The following is a 14,578-nucleotide window of genomic DNA, read 5'->3' as shown; positions in this document are numbered from 1 at the left end:
ATCCCACCCTCGCAGGCCCGAGGAGCCCCCAAATGCAACTCGCCGCGATCATCGTGTCGCTGGTTCTGATCGTGGTCGGCGTGGCGCTGTTCCTCCGCGCCCTCCTGCAGATCTACAACTTCATGCGGCTCGGCCAGAACGTGCCCGCGGGCACCCGCACGGACGAGCCCGCGCAGCGCACCCTCACCGTGGTCAGGGAGTTCCTCGGCCACACCCGGATGAACCGCTGGGGCATCGTCGGTGTCGCGCACTGGTTCGTGGCGGTGGGCTTCTTCTCCCTGCTGCTGACGATCGTCAACGCCATCGGCCAGCTCTTCAAGGCCGACTGGCTCCTGCCGATCATCGGCGACTGGGCGCCGTACAACGTCTTCGTCGAGTTCATCGGCACGATGACCGTGCTCGGCATCCTGACCCTGATCGTGATCCGCCAGCTGGCCCATCCGCGCAGGCCGGGCCGCAAGTCCCGCTTCGCCGGGTCCAACTTCGGCCAGGCGTACTTCGTCGAGGCCGTCATCCTCATCGTCGGCGTCTGCATCTTCATGCTGCACGCCCTCGAAGGCGCCCAGCACCACGTCGACGGCTACGAGTCCTCCTTCTTCATCTCGTATCCGGTCGTCAACTGGCTGGAGGGCATGGACGTCTCCACCCTCCAGAACCTCACCTACTTCTTCGCCGGCCTGAAGATCGCTACCTCCTTCATCTGGATGATCACGGTCGCCCTGAAGCAGGACATGGGCGTCGCCTGGCACCGCTTCCTGGCCTTCCCGAACATCTGGTTCAAGCGGAACGCCGACGGCGCCACCACGCTCGGCGAGCTCCAGCCGATGACCTCGGGCGGCAAGGAGATCGACTGGGAGGACCCGGCCGAGGACGCCGTCTTCGGTGTCAGCCAGGTCGAGCAGTTCTCGTGGAAGGGCCTGCTGGACTTCTCCACCTGCACCGAGTGCGGCCGCTGCCAGTCGCAGTGCCCCGCCTGGAACACCGGCAAGCCGCTCTCCCCCAAGCTCCTGATCATGTCCCTGCGCGACCACGCGCACGCCAAGGCCCCGTACCTGCTGGCCGGCGGCGGTAAGGACATGGAGGGCAACGAGAAGGCGACCGAGGAGCAGCTGAAGGACGTCCCGGCCGCGGCTCTCGCGGAGGCCGAGCGCCCGCTGATCGGCACGGTCGAGGAGAACGGCGTCATCGACCCGGACGTGCTGTGGTCGTGCACCACCTGCGGTGCGTGCGTGGAGCAGTGCCCGGTCGACATCGAGCACATCGACCACATCGTCGACATGCGCCGCTACCAGGTGATGATCGAGTCCGCGTTCCCGTCCGAGGCGGGCACGATGCTCAAGAACCTGGAGAAGAAGGGCAACCCCTGGGGCCTGGCGAAGAAGCAGCGCGTCGAGTGGACCAAGGAGGTCGACTTCGAGGTCCCGATCGTCGGCAAGGACGTCGAGGACCTGTCCGAGGTCGACTACCTGTACTGGGTCGGCTGCGCCGGCGCCCTGGAGGACCGGGCGAAGAAGACCACCAAGGCCTTCGCCGAACTCCTCCACATCGCGGGCGTCAAGTTCGCGATCATGGGCGGGGACGAGAAGTGCACGGGCGACTCGGCCCGCCGCCTGGGCAACGAGCCGCTGTTCCAGCAGCTCGGCCAGGAGAACGTCGCGATGCTGAACATGGCGTTCGGCGAGGACGACGAGGACGACTCGACGAAGAAGGCGAAGGCCGCGAAGAAGATCGTCGCGACCTGCCCGCACTGCTTCAACACCATCGCGAACGAGTACCCGCAGCTCGGCGGCGAGTACGAGGTCATCCACCACACCCAGCTGCTCCAGCACCTCATCGACGAGGGCAAGCTGATCCCGGTGACCCCGGTCGAGGGCCTGATCACGTACCACGACCCGTGCTACCTGGGCCGTCACAACAAGATCTACACCCCGCCGCGCGAGATCATCGCGAAGGTCCCGGGCCTGCGGAACGAGGAGATGCACCGCCACAAGGAGCGCGGCTTCTGCTGCGGCGCCGGTGGTGCCCGGATGTGGATGGAGGAGCGGATCGGCAAGCGCATCAACAACGAGCGCGTCGACGAAGCCCTCTCCCTCAACCCGGACATCGTCTCCACCGCCTGCCCGTTCTGCCTGGTCATGCTGACCGACTCGGTCAACGGCAAGAAGAACGACGGCAAGGCGAAGGAGTCGGTCCAGGTGGTCGACGTCTCGCAGCTGCTGCTGGACTCCGTGAAGACTCCTGCCGACCCGGCCGGTGAGGCGGAGTCGGCGGACGAGCCGGAGCCGGAGCCGGTGAAGTAATCCGTTCCGTCGCGCGACAGAAGCGGCCGGACCTGCCTCGGGGGCGGGACCGGCCGCTTCTGCCTTCCCGCACCCCTGGGGCAGTCCCCCCCCCCGGGGTTCCCCCTAGGGGATGTCACAGCTCGGCCGCAATGGCGGGCAGGTTCCCCAGGCCCTCTGACCGCACCGGCCCGGACCAGGTACGTTCGATGACGTGGCTGGATTCAGGATCGGACGCGGCCGGGACAACCGCACCCCGCAGCAAGCGCAACAGCAACCGCGGCAGCAGCCGTACGGCACACAGGCACCACCGCCGTACGGCCAGCAGCCCTGGCCGCAGGCAGGAGGCAACGCGGCCCCGCCCCCGTACAACAACGGCGGCTACGGCAATGGCGGCAATGGCGGCAATGGCGGCAATGGCAGCTACGGCAACAACGGCGGCGGCTACAACGGCGGCGGCCAGGGCGGCGGCCACGGCGAACCGGAGTACTTCGGCGACCCGTACAACCAGCCCCAGCACCCCCACGGTTCCCCTCAGCAGGGCGACCCGTACGCCAACTCCCCCGGCCACACCCAGGCGTTCAGCATCGGCGAGGACCCGTACGGCCCCGGCGACACCTACCGCGCCGGCCAGGCCCCCGCCCAGCCCTCGGGCCCCCGACTGCGATGGAAGGAACTGCTCACCGGCATCGTGCTCCGCCCGGGACCGACGTTCTGGCAGATGCGCGACTACCCCGTCTGGGGTCCGGCGCTCATCGTCACGTTCCTGTACGGCCTGCTCGCGCTCTTCGGCTTCGACCAGGCCCGGGACGACGCGATCCACGCCACGATCTCGACAGCGGTGCCCTACGTCGTCATCACGGGCATCGGTTTCGTCATCGGCGGCCTGGTCCTGGGCGCGGTCACGCACACGCTCGCCCGCCAGCTGGGCGGCGACGGCTCGTGGCAGCCGACGGTGGGCCTGTCCATGCTGATCATGTCGATCACGGACGCGCCCCGCCTGATATTCGCGCTCTTCCTCGGCGGCGAGAACTCCCTGGTCCAGATTCTCGGCTGGGTCACCTGGCTGGCCTCGGCCGCGCTCTTCACGTCGATGGTGAGCAAATCGCACGACCTGCCGTGGCCGAAGGCACTGGGCGCGTCCGCGATCCAGCTGATCGCCCTGCTGTCGATCATCAAACTGGGCACGATCTGACGCCACCGGCCCGACCGCCCGAAGACACCGAAACCCCCGGCACACAATGTGCCGGGGGTTTCTCACGTCCCATCCCGCTCAGGCGTCCAGAACCTGCCCGCTGCGCCGCACGACGGGCTTGTCCACGCTCCACGGGAAGTTGATCCAGCGGTCGGTCTTCTTCCACACGTATTCGCACTTCACGAGCGAATGCGACTTCTCGTAGATGACCGCGCTGCGCACCTCGGCGACATGATCGATACAGAAATCACGCACCAGCTTCAGCGTCTTCCCGGTATCGGCGACGTCGTCGGCGATCAGGACCTTCTTGTCCGAGAAGTCGATGGCGTTCGGAACGGGCGCCAGCATGACCGGCATTTCCAGGGTGGTGCCCACCCCGGTATAGAACTCCACGTTCACCAGATGAATGTTCTTGCAGTCCAGGGCGTAAGCGAGCCCGCCGGCGACGAATACCCCGCCGCGAGCGATGCTGAGCACGACGTCGGGCTCGAACCCGTCGTCCGCCACGGTCTGCGCCAGCTCACGCACGGCGCGGCCGAACCCCTCGTACGTCAGGTTCTCCCGCACGTCACCACTCACATCACCGCTCATGGGACATCACACCTGGGTCCGATGGAAATTCATGAACGAACGCGACGCGGTCGGCCCGCGCTGGCCCTGATACCGCGACCCGTACCGCTCGGAGCCGTACGGGAACTCCGAGGGCGAACTCAGCCGGAACATGCACAGCTGCCCGATCTTCATCCCCGGCCACAGCTTTATCGGCAGCGTCGCGAGATTCGACAGCTCCAGCGTCACGTGCCCGGAGAAACCGGGGTCGATGAACCCGGCGGTCGAATGCGTCACAAGCCCGAGCCGCCCCAGCGAACTCTTGCCCTCCAGCCGTGACGCAAGATCGTCGGGCAGCGAGATGACCTCGTACGTCGAAGCGAGCACGAACTCACCGGGGTGCAGGATGAACGCCTCGTCCCCGTCCGGCTCGACCATGCGAGTCAGATCGGCCTGCTCGACGGCCGGATCAATATGTGGATAGCGGTGGTTCTCGAACACCCGGAAGTAGCGGTCGAGCCGCACATCGATGCTCGAGGGCTGCACCATCGACGCGTCGAACGGATCAATGCGCACACGTCCGGCGTCGATCTCGGCCCGGATGTCCTTATCTGAGAGAAGCACGTCCCGAGGATACGCAGAACGCGCGGGCCCACCCCAATCCGGGACCACCCGCGCGCCTGCCACCGCCGCTTACCGCCGCTCGAACACCACGGGCACGGCATGCCGCAACCGCGCACAACGCGGACAGCGAATGAGCCGCCCGGGACCGATCCGCCCGGCCCCGAGATGCTGCATCGGGAACGAAGCGGTAGCGAAAACGTGCCCTTCGGCACAGCGGACGACGGTGCGCTCCATGGAGTCCATCAAGTCCCTTCCCCAACAAGCCTTGGACGAGAAAGCCACATTAGGGGATGAACAGGACGCCACTCCAGGCGGCACTCCGACCACCCACGCTACGCCCCCAACTCCCGCCCACGGCACCCGCATCCACTCTCCACCCATAGCAAAAAGGCCCCACGGCTCAAACGCCGGGGACCTGCGATGGGGTACAGTACGGGACGGTAGGTGCCGCTCAAGCGGCACGCTTCGCGGGTGTAGTTTAATGGTAGAACATGAGCTTCCCAAGCTCAGAGCGCGAGTTCGATTCTCGTCACCCGCTCCATGATGAAGGCCCTGGTCAGAGACCAGGGCCTTGTTTGTTGTCTGAGACCTGCTCCATGCGTCGCGTGCCATATCCGTGCCAGATGCCCAGTGGTCCGCCGCTGTGCGCCGAGCCCGTACGAGCTGGTCGACGATCCGTGTCCGAGTACTGATCGGCAGTGTGGCGCTGGACCGGGCAGAGAGGGTCTGGCCTGTGAGCCGCGGGACTCCCTCCTCCGCCACGAACAGCAGCCCGTCAGGCTCTTCCTCCGCGAACCGGTCGAGGAGCCGCGCCGAGCTCCCTGCGGAGGATGGCCGGAAAGTGGATCGCGAGGACATCCACTGTCGACTTGGTGTCGCCCTCGCCACCAGCCCCGGAGCAGCCTTGGCGAACCGTCCGGCGAGCGGGGCGTGAGCGCCGAACTCCGGCGCAAGGCCATCTGCCCTTCGGAGCGCATCGGCCCGCAGGCGCGGAAGCAGCCAATCAGCCCCGCCGGCCCAAGGCCTTGTCAAGATGGCGGAACAGGACCTGCCCAAGTGCATGGGCCGGCTCCCGCCGAGGTCAGCTGCCATATCGTCCCTGCCGAGCGCGGCTGCTCATCTGTCTGGCCGAGCCGCACTTTGCCGCAACTGCATTGCAGCGGTGGCTGATTCCATGATGAATACCACTGCTACGGTAAAAGGTATGTGGACGTTCCTCTATCCACTTTGCAAGTGGTAATGCGCTGTTGATAGACATGACACACCGGTGCAGGCCGTGGTGATCGGACGGCGGGCCCTGGGAAGCGACGGTGTCCAGCTCGTGAAGTCCGGTGTGATCAAGCGGTGTTGACCGGACCGATGACTGACACGAGATGGTGACCGAGACCTGCTTGATCATCGCGCGCTCGACGTTGGGGTACAACGACGGCACGGCGCACCAGGCGCCGGTCAGGGCCACGGCCGCCGTCGAGGCCATCGGCGGACGCCGGGGCACTGGAAAGAGACGATTACGGAGCGGGGGGACCGTGTCCAAGTGGGACATCAAGCCGGATGGCGTTCGTGGAGTCCTGAGCAGGACAGCCGAGGTCGGCGGCGAGTTCGAGGAAGAGTTCACGTCGTACGGCGAGGGCTTGCTGGGCGCCGCGACGTGTGCGGGGACGATGGTTCTGGGCGGGACCGAAATTCCCAAGGGGGGCGCGTTCGGCCCCGTGGCTCAGGCGTTGCAGGAGTTCCAGGACCATACGAACGGCGAATTGAAATTTCTTGCTGTCCGGACGGGGAAGTCCATCACCGGGGCGCGCCTGGCTACTGAGGAGTACATCAGGGGCGATCTGGAGATGGCAAGGAACAAGCAGAAGGAGTACTCCAAGGCTCCGACTCCGGAAGAATTGAAGGGTCTCAAGAAGTGATTGACCTAGAGAAGATACCGACCTTCACGGGCGATCTGGAGGCCTTGGAGACGCAGGCGAATTCACTGAAGACGACTGCCTCCAGCATTCGCGGTACGGGCAAGGACACTCACAACGCTTTCCAAGCCTTGGACGCGGTCTATGACGCTCCCGAGCAGGAGGAGTTGCTCAATTCGACCGTCCCGGTGCGGGACAAGGCGGATGAGTTCGCGAAAAAGCTGGAGTCCGTCAGTGGTGCGTTGACCGAGTTCGCGTCGACCGCCCGTCCGCTGGTGAACAAGATGAAGCATCTCCGCGAGGATGCGGAGAAATTCGTCGCGGAGAACAAGGAAGACGACGACTGGCAGAAGGACCAGGACAAGATCGACGAGAACGCGCGTCTTGTCCGTGAGGTCGGCACGACATGGGTGGCGTTCCAGGGCGTCGAGCGTGATGCGGCCAACAAGATCACTTCATTGGTGGGCGGTACGCGCTTCGTTGTTGATGACGGGTCACACAAGGCCGGCATGTACGGCTTCAAGGAAAGCGACGTCAAGGACGCCAAGGAAACACCCTGGGGGACGGCCGACGAGCGTGAGTACACGGGCCTACGGGCTGCGTGGGAGTGGACGAAAGAAAATGTCGGCGGTGGGCTGAAGGGGTTCTTCGTCGACGGCGTCTGGGGCACGATCAAGGGCCTGGGCAGCATGGTCAACGTGTTCGACTGGGACAATTTCAAGAAGACCTGGTCGGGCATCGGTAGTGTCTTCGGCGGTATCAGCGCCTACATCATCACGCCGTATGACTGGGCGATGGACAAGATGTTCGGCCCGGTCGACCACAGTGACCGTGAAAAGCAGAAGGCGGCTCTGCGCAACTTCGGCAAGTCGCTGGTCGCGTGGGACGAGTGGGACAAGGATCCCTCGCGGGCGTTCGGGGCCGTGCTTTTCAACGGTGCGACGCTCGGTTCGGGCTCATTGCTCAAGCTCGGCAAGGCCGGAAAGCTGGGTGTGGGCGCGGAGGCCGCGACCGTCCTGGGCAAGGCGGGCGCACTCGTCGATCCGATGAGTTACCTCGGCAAGGCGGCGGGTGTCACCAAGCTGAAGGTCGGCGACTTCATGGAGGGCCTGAAGGCCAGCCAGGCCGGTATCGACGACATGGCCCGCAACGCACCCACCGGGGCTCTGCCCCACCCGGGCGGAGCAGAGCCACTTCCCGGCCGTGAATACGTCGACCACGCGGGCAACAAGCGCATCATCGGAGCTGATGCGTACATCAGGGACGAGCACGGCAACGTCGTTCCCGATACCCAACCCGTCCGGGAGCCGCACAAGGACGACCTGCCCAACACGCACGAGACCACCCCCGGCGAGGAGAAGGTGCTCGAGGGCGCGGGCGGACCCAGCCGCGCGGAGAACACGGCGGGCCACCCGACCGGCTCGGCGCACCCGGGCGGTGGTTCCCACCTGACGGATGGCGGTGGCACACACCACACACCGTCCACGGGCGGCCACGCCGCGGACCACTCGACGACCGGTCGAGGCTCGGGCAGCGCCGCGGGTTCGTACACGCCTTCCCGCGGCGGTGGTCATGGCGAAACCCCGGGTACGGGCACGCGCGGCCACTCGGAAAGCACTCATGGCGGCGACGGAGCCCACAGCGGCGACGCGGGTGGCGGCCCTGCGTCCGGCTCCGCCGATCATGGATCCGGTGACGGTGCCGATGGCCAGGTGGAGAAGCACACGCCTGGCACGGAGACGCAGGAGCACGGGGGAACAGGAACATCGGATGCTTCGAGTGAGACAGGCACGACGCCCGGCGATCGTGTGAACGAGCCGATTCCGGAGCTGACGGCGGAGCAAAAGGCAGCGCACTGGGGCCATCTAGAGGACGTGGAGAAGCGGGCTCCAGAAGAATTCGACCACCTGAAGCACGACCCGGATCACAAGAATCAGATCGATGAAAAATCGATGGATGAGGCCCGGGTCGGCCTCGACCTTCGGGAGAGCGGACGTCTCCCGAAGGACATCCGCCGCCCGGAAGCCGATATGGGCGAGTTCTATTCCGAAACCACCGGCGAGTATTATGACATCAAGGGCGTCCACTCCGACTATCCTCCATTCAATAATGTGCGCGACAAGTCCCAGCCGTTCAAGGGTGCGTACGACCCGGCCAACAATGAGGCATGGGTCAACAAACAACTGGTGAAGCAGATCGAAAAGCGCGGACGTATAGTAATTATTGACATCCGGAATGCAAATCAAGCGGCAATCGACAGCGTCAAAGCAACTGTTGAAAGCCGCGGTTGGGGAGATCGTGTCATCTGGTATCCGTAAGAACTGGAAGCCGAACGTGCTCCCCACTGATCCGGACGCCACACGGCAACTGCAGGAATGGCTTGCCTCGAGTGAGTACAACCTCAACGGGATGGGCCGTGACTTCCGGGGCGCCGACCTCTCGGGCGGAGACTTCTCGAATGCATGGTTCACCGACGCAATCCTGGTAGGCGTACGACTTGCCAGCACGTCCTTCTACCGGGCCGACCTTCAGTCGGCCGATCTGACCGGAGCGGATCTGACCGGAGCTGATCTCGTCAGGGCGAACCTGGACGAGGCGGTGCTCCGATCAGCGCGGCTCGACGGAACGGACATGGTCCGGGCTTCGCTGTGCGATGTCGACGCGTCGGGAGCGAGCTTCCGCAGAGCACGGTTCCTCGGTGCTTCGCTGATCGACACCGACATGAGGGGGGCAGACCTGACCGATGCTGTCCTTGACGAGAACTTCTTCGAGATCAAAGTCGACGACACTACAGTGGTGCGTGGCCTGACGGGCACCGTTTTCGGGCCGATCACTGTCTTCAGCGGCGAATCATCCCAAGAGCTGGCCGGCGCAGAACTCGAGGCATGGATCGGTGCGCGAGGCGGACAAGTACGAGTGATTCCTCCGCGCCGCCCATCACAATAGGGCCTGGCGGCCCATTAGTCGGAATCCACCAGTTCTGCAGCAGGTGACTGGTTTTCGCTGATCTGCCAATTCTTCTGGTCTCGAAGTCGAGCGGCTCTTCAGGCGGCTTGTCGGCGACGAACGCAGAGGATCCAGTAGCCGTCCCATGCACTGCCATCGTGAATTGTGCGACACGGATTTCGGCGGTCAGCCGACGGACGAAATCGACGACGTGATCCACGACGCGCTCGAACGTCCCTGCTGCACCGGCCCTGTGCCCCTGGCCTCGTCGCCTTGATGAACAGCCCCAGTGCGCCCGAGATCGGGCGGTTGTCGGCTTGCCTGGTGCTGACGACCTGGGACCAGGCGGTGGGATACGGAACGGTGATCCGTGCTGCCGCGGACGTCGGCATCAAGACGACAGCCGACCACGCATGATCGGAGAATACTTCGCATGACCAAGGACGTGATCGCGCTCACCGAGCGTGTACCGGACGCGCTGAGCGTGCTGGCGGGCCTGCTCGCGGGCGGCCCGGACCTGCGGGTCGAGGCTGCTGGCGAGGGTGCCGTGGTCCAGCTGTGTGATGCTGAGGGTCGTCCACTCGTCTCGATCGAGGTGCCGCTGCTGCTCCAGGTGCGGGGTGAGGCGGCTCGGCTGCTGGGTCCCAGCGCCGAGCCGTCCGGCGACGGCCCGGCGTGGTGGGTCGAGGCCCGTGCCGCCGCGGGGGTTCCCCAGGCCGAACAGCTCGCGGGTGCCTTCGCAGCACGGCTGACCATGCTCCTGGGCGGCAGGGTCTGGCCGCCGGACGCCCCCGGCACCGTCGGTGCGGCCCGCCCCGTCGATGTCTCCGGCATCACCGCCGTACCGGCCCCCGCCGCTGCCCAGCCGGCCGTCGACATGCTCACCGACAAGGCTGCCGTCGTACTCCAGGACCGACCGGTCGTCCCCATGACCAGCTGGCTCTCCGAGGCACTGCGGGCCACCGTGGACAGCGACCGGTCCCTGCAGATCGTCACCCCACCGCACTGCCGTCTCTCCCTGCCCACCCGCATGCTGCTGCAGTCCACACCCTCGCGCTGGGTGGTCCAGGACGAACGGTGCGGCTACTACGACGGACTGACCGGCGCAGTGCTGCGCTGGCAGAACGACACCTTCTCCCCGGCCCGGGACGAGAACGGTGAGACCCCGGTGGCGGACGCCTTCGCAGAGGTTCGGCCCAGCGGCGAGCGTCAGCTCATCGTTTCCTTCCGCACCCTGCACCCTCCCAGAGCGGACCTCGTTCTCGGCGGCGCGCTGGAAGCCACCTGGCAGGCGCTCACCGGCGCTCCCCCGGCCGGCTGGGGAACATCGGAACCGGCCGGTCTGACCTGGTCGAGGCGGCAGCTGACCGAGCTGGCGTACGAGCGTGCCCCGCAGCCCACCTGGACGGTGGTCGTCGGCGCCCCGGACCGTCCCGCCCTCGCCACCCTGCGCGTGATCCGCACACCGGAAGGCGTCGAGGAGGGCATCACCCTCACAGTGGGCTACGGGACCGATGAGAAGCCGCCCCTGGAAGCACTGCCGGAACTGGCCGACGACCTGGTGACCCGGCACGGACTGAAGACCATGCTGTGCCAACTCCGCGCGGCACGCCAAGACCTGAGCGCCCCACCCCACTTCGAACACCCACCACTGCCCTACGCCTTCGTACTGGGCCCCGCGGAGGTCCGGGAGGCAGGGCGCGACACCGCGAGCAGAACACCGCTCAAGGAACGCCCGGTGCGACTGGGGCCGAACGCCCGACCCGGCTTCTACTACCCACTCGGCGACGGAGAGACCGCCGAGAGCTGGCACGCGCTTGAACAGCTGATGCGCCATTTTCGAGGTGCACCGCCCGCCTGAGCAGTCACGCCCGTACAACTGGCAACTGGGCATCCCGCCCCACCACACCACCCCACCGGGCAAGCTGGCTTCCTTCCCGGGGGCCTTCGCCGACGCCGCACAGGAGGCCGTGCCACAACGTGCCAGAAGGGGCGGTGAACAGCGGTCACCAAAGGACAGCCGACGCTTATCAGGACGGGTCCGCCGACACTCGTTCCCGCAGATCAGACACCATGAGCAAAGCGCGGTACCAGGTGATTCCCAAGCTCAGAGTGCGAGTTCGATTCTCGTCACCCGCTCCACGATGAAGGCCCTGGTCGGAGACCTCTCCGCGCGCCTGCCTGTACGCGGCGAGCATGGCATCGGTGGCTACCGGGCCCACCGCCACGCGCGACGGGCCAGTACCGGCCTGTCCCAGGGCCATCAATGAGCAGTTCGGCAACGACCGCTTTGTCACCGCGCAGATGATGTGTTCGGTGATGAGCAACTCATCGAGTGGCGTGGCGGCGGCGCCGATCATCTCGCCACCCTCGATTGAGCCGACAGCCGCCTCCATTACGGAGCCGAAGCCCCCGCAGCCCATCCGCCGTTCGGCAAGCCATCCTCGGCCCGATGGACGAAGGCAGCCGTCACTGCCGGAACCGTTCAGTCTCCGGACGCCACTTTTGCTTGTCGGTGCTGAGGACTCGTCCCAGGCGGGCATTCGTCACTCGGCATACTCCACTGTGCTCGCCACGCGAACTCCCCTTCCCGGAACGACGGTTGACCGGCGAAGGTCGGCGGGCTCGCGGCTACAGGGCCTCCTGCGGGCTGTCGGGAGGGCGCCCCGGGGCGCAGACGCAGGTTCCGATGGGCTGCAGACGTCGCAGCCGATTGGCCACCTTGCTTTCGAAAGACGCTGCACTCGAGGTAAATGAATACCTGTGCCGGCCGCCTCAGAATTTAACGGCCCTTACTGGGAGAGTTTCTGCCGCAGCGCGCACGGGGAAATATTTTTCGCACGCAATCCTCCATGGCGTGCTACTGTCGGACTCGGTTGCAGTTTTGGTACCCAAAAACTTCAAGCGCCTCCGGTCGGCCTCGATGCCGCAGGGTAGCGCTTTGTATTTCCGGTCATTTTCCGGGCGGGGCATCATCGCGGCGACGCGGTTTCCGTACAGTACGGATTCCGGTGTACTGCCCAAAGGAGATATGACATGGCTACTGGCACCGTGAAGTGGTTCAACGCGGAAAAGGGTTTCGGCTTCATCGAGCAGGACGGTGGCGGCGCTGACGTGTTTGCCCACTTCTCGAACATCGCCGCCCAGGGCTTCCGCGAACTGCAGGAAGGCCAGAAGGTCAGCTTCGACATCGCGCAGGGCCAGAAGGGCCCGACGGCCGAGAACATCGTTTCCGCCTGACGCTGGCGCGCATTTCATGGCTGGGGCCCGCATCCCTCGGGGTGCGGGCCCCAGCTGCACGCATTTCCGCAGCGATTCATCCACGGGAATAAAATATTGAGGCGCACAGGCTCCTCGGAGCCGCGCCCGGCGATGCACCGGATTCTTTTTCGCACGCCATCTCCCATTTTTGCGTACGTCGACACGAATTTCCCGTGGGCCACGTTCGCATTCCATTCGGCCCGTGCCTGTGATTCCCCGCGCTGCTCTTACGCTGCGGAATTCCTTGATACGCGCCGTATCAAGGAAGGTTCTGCATGAACCCCACACGCACGAAAAGCCGTTCCTCCCGTGCCCGCCGCAACGGCGGCCACGGGTACGACTCCACTGCTGGTTCGATTCGGGGTAGTCGCTTCGGTTCGTCCGCCCCGAACCGTTCAGCAGGTCCGAGCCGTTCGGGTGGTCGGCGGCCCGCCGCGATGCAGGGAGAGTTCGCCCTGCCCGAGACGATCACTCCGGCGCTGCCCGCAGTCGAGGTGTTCAGCGACCTCGACATGCCGAGGAGCCTGCTGGCCGCGCTCACCGCGCAAGGCGTGGCCATGCCGTTTCCGATCCAGGGTGCGACGCTGCCGAACTCTCTGGCGGGCCGCGACGTCCTGGGCCGCGGCCGGACCGGCTCCGGCAAGACTCTCGCCTTCGGCCTGGCCCTGCTGGCCCGCACCGCCGGGCAGCGCGCCGAGCCCCGTCAGCCGCTGGCCCTGGTTCTGGTTCCCACCCGGGAACTCGCTCAGCAGGTCACCGATGCCCTCACCCCTTACGCCCGCGCTGTGAAGCTGCGCCTGACCACTGTCGTCGGCGGGATGCCCATCGGCCGGCAGGCGAATGCGCTGCGGGGCGGCACCGAAGTCGTCGTGGCCACCCCCGGTCGCCTCAAGGACCTCATCGACCGCGGTGACTGTCGGCTGGACCAGGTCGCGATCACTGTCCTCGACGAGGCCGACCAGATGGCCGACATGGGCTTCATGCCGCAGGTCACCGCGCTCCTGGACCAGGTCCGCCCCGAGGGCCAGCGCATGCTGTTCTCCGCGACCCTGGACCGTAACGTCGACCTTCTGGTCCGTCGCTACCTCACCGACCCCGTCGTCCACTCCGTGGACCCCTCCCAGGGTGCCGTCACCACGATGGAACATCACGTCCTGCACGTGCACGGCGCCGACAAGCACCGGCTGACGACGGAGATCGCGGCGCGCGACGGCCGGGTGATCATGTTCCTGGACACCAAGCACGCCGTGGACCGCCTCACCCAGGACCTCCTCACCAGTGGTGTCCGGGCTGCCGCTCTCCACGGCGGTAAGTCACAGCCGCAGCGCACCCGCACCCTCGCCCAGTTCAAGACAGGGCACGTCACTGTCCTGGTCGCGACGAACGTCGCGGCGCGCGGCATTCACGTCGACCACCTCGACCTCGTCGTGAACGTGGACCCGCCGACCGACCACAAGGACTACCTCCACCGCGGCGGCCGTACCGCGCGGGCCGGCGAGTCCGGCAGTGTCGTCACCCTGGTCACCAACAACCAGCGCCGCGACATGACGCGCCTCATGGCGGCCGCCGGCATCGTGCCCCGGACCACCCAGGTCCGCTCCGGCGAGGAAGCACTCAGCCGGATCACCGGCGCCCGGATCCCCTCCGGCATCCCCGTGACGATCACCGCGCCGACACCCGAGCGGCGCAAGCGCGGCACGGCCTCCCGCGGTCGACGCAGCCCGGCCGCGGCTGCCCGGCGCGTGAGCGGGCGACAGTCCGCCTTCGATGCGGCGGCCTGAGCACCGCGTGGTCCGGAAGCTGACCCATCTCTGCAG

General features: G+C 66.2%; 12 protein-coding genes and 1 tRNA gene. 10 read left to right on the top strand and 3 right to left on the bottom strand.

Annotated elements, in window-relative coordinates; all coding sequences use genetic code 11:
* Positions 1-32 precede the first annotated feature (32 nt).
* On the top strand, positions 33-2,300 hold the full coding sequence (locus OG611_RS09105) for a (Fe-S)-binding protein (protein ID WP_266417305.1): 2,268 nt from the start codon (positions 33-35) through the stop codon (positions 2,298-2,300).
* Positions 2,301-2,493: 193 nt separating this feature from the next.
* Complete coding sequence (locus tag OG611_RS09100; RefSeq protein ID WP_266417303.1) at positions 2,494-3,474, top strand: Yip1 family protein; 981 nt, start codon at positions 2,494-2,496, stop codon at positions 3,472-3,474.
* Between the two features lie 78 nt (positions 3,475-3,552).
* Here the strand turns inward: OG611_RS09100 and OG611_RS09095 are convergent, their stop codons facing one another.
* Positions 3,553-4,053 carry a phosphoribosyltransferase gene (locus OG611_RS09095; protein ID WP_266425682.1) on the bottom strand — a complete coding sequence of 167 codons (501 nt, stop codon included), beginning with the start codon at positions 4,051-4,053 and terminating at the stop codon, positions 3,553-3,555.
* Positions 4,054-4,071: 18 nt separating this feature from the next.
* Positions 4,072-4,647 carry a dCTP deaminase gene (dcd, locus tag OG611_RS09090; protein ID WP_072487843.1) on the bottom strand — a complete coding sequence of 192 codons (576 nt, stop codon included), beginning with the start codon at positions 4,645-4,647 and terminating at the stop codon, positions 4,072-4,074.
* Positions 4,648-5,114: 467 nt separating this feature from the next.
* On the opposite strand from dcd, the gene OG611_RS09085 reads away from it, so the two are divergent.
* The 6 genes from OG611_RS09085 (at position 5,115) to OG611_RS09060 (ending at position 11,361) form a co-directional block, all read left to right on the top strand.
* Positions 5,115-5,188 (top strand) — tRNA-Gly (locus OG611_RS09085).
* An 832-nt stretch (positions 5,189-6,020) separates the two neighbouring features.
* Positions 6,021-6,557, top strand: coding sequence for a DUF6507 family protein (locus tag OG611_RS09080; protein WP_266417301.1), 537 nt, complete (start codon positions 6,021-6,023; stop codon positions 6,555-6,557).
* Positions 6,554-8,872 (top strand): hypothetical protein, encoded by a 2,319-nt coding sequence (locus OG611_RS09075; RefSeq protein ID WP_266417299.1) that lies wholly within the window; start codon positions 6,554-6,556, stop codon positions 8,870-8,872. The genes OG611_RS09080 and OG611_RS09075 overlap by 4 nt, the downstream gene beginning before the upstream one ends.
* Positions 8,853-9,500, top strand: coding sequence for a pentapeptide repeat-containing protein (locus tag OG611_RS09070; RefSeq protein ID WP_256088848.1), 648 nt, complete (start codon positions 8,853-8,855; stop codon positions 9,498-9,500). The genes OG611_RS09075 and OG611_RS09070 overlap by 20 nt, the downstream gene beginning before the upstream one ends.
* 276 nt (positions 9,501-9,776) lie before the next feature.
* Complete coding sequence (locus tag OG611_RS09065) at positions 9,777-9,917, top strand: hypothetical protein (protein WP_161275694.1); 141 nt, start codon at positions 9,777-9,779, stop codon at positions 9,915-9,917.
* Positions 9,918-9,933: 16 nt separating this feature from the next.
* Positions 9,934-11,361, top strand: coding sequence for a DUF6177 family protein (locus OG611_RS09060; protein ID WP_266417293.1), 1,428 nt, complete (start codon positions 9,934-9,936; stop codon positions 11,359-11,361).
* 169 nt (positions 11,362-11,530) lie between these two features.
* Here the strand turns inward: OG611_RS09060 and OG611_RS09055 are convergent, their stop codons facing one another.
* Positions 11,531-11,860 (bottom strand): hypothetical protein, encoded by a 330-nt coding sequence (locus OG611_RS09055; RefSeq protein WP_266417291.1) that lies wholly within the window; start codon positions 11,858-11,860, stop codon positions 11,531-11,533.
* A gap of 676 nt (positions 11,861-12,536) precedes the next feature.
* On the opposite strand from OG611_RS09055, the gene OG611_RS09050 reads away from it, so the two are divergent.
* Both OG611_RS09050 and OG611_RS09045 read left to right on the top strand, forming a co-directional pair.
* Positions 12,537-12,740 carry a cold-shock protein gene (locus OG611_RS09050; protein ID WP_072489439.1) on the top strand — a complete coding sequence of 68 codons (204 nt, stop codon included), beginning with the start codon at positions 12,537-12,539 and terminating at the stop codon, positions 12,738-12,740.
* 296 nt (positions 12,741-13,036) lie between these two features.
* Positions 13,037-14,542: a DEAD/DEAH box helicase gene (locus tag OG611_RS09045; protein ID WP_266417286.1), complete on the top strand. Its 1,506-nt coding sequence runs from the start codon at positions 13,037-13,039 to the stop codon at positions 14,540-14,542.
* Positions 14,543-14,578: the final 36 nt, after the last annotated feature.

Origin of the sequence: Streptomyces sp. NBC_01363 (assembly GCF_026340595.1) — a bacterium.
Classification (GTDB): domain Bacteria; phylum Actinomycetota; class Actinomycetes; order Streptomycetales; family Streptomycetaceae; genus Streptomyces.
Note: the sequence above shows the minus strand (reverse complement) of the source record. Positions and strands in the feature narration are given on the sequence as shown.

What these genes read in the sequence shown, in the direction of transcription:
- OG611_RS09055 (WP_266417291.1), bottom strand. Translation starts at nt 11,860, where the DNA reads ATGATCGGCGCCGCCGCCACGCCACTCGATGAGTTGCTCATCACCGAA.
- OG611_RS09045 (WP_266417286.1), top strand. Translation starts at nt 13,037, where the DNA reads ATGAACCCCACACGCACGAAAAGCCGTTCCTCCCGTGCCCGCCGCAAC.
- OG611_RS09065 (WP_161275694.1), top strand. Translation starts at nt 9,777, where the DNA reads ATGAACAGCCCCAGTGCGCCCGAGATCGGGCGGTTGTCGGCTTGCCTG.
- OG611_RS09080 (WP_266417301.1), top strand. Translation starts at nt 6,021, where the DNA reads ATGGTGACCGAGACCTGCTTGATCATCGCGCGCTCGACGTTGGGGTAC.
- OG611_RS09050 (WP_072489439.1), top strand. Translation starts at nt 12,537, where the DNA reads ATGGCTACTGGCACCGTGAAGTGGTTCAACGCGGAAAAGGGTTTCGGC.
- OG611_RS09060 (WP_266417293.1), top strand. Translation starts at nt 9,934, where the DNA reads ATGACCAAGGACGTGATCGCGCTCACCGAGCGTGTACCGGACGCGCTG.
- OG611_RS09105 (WP_266417305.1), top strand. Translation starts at nt 33, where the DNA reads ATGCAACTCGCCGCGATCATCGTGTCGCTGGTTCTGATCGTGGTCGGC.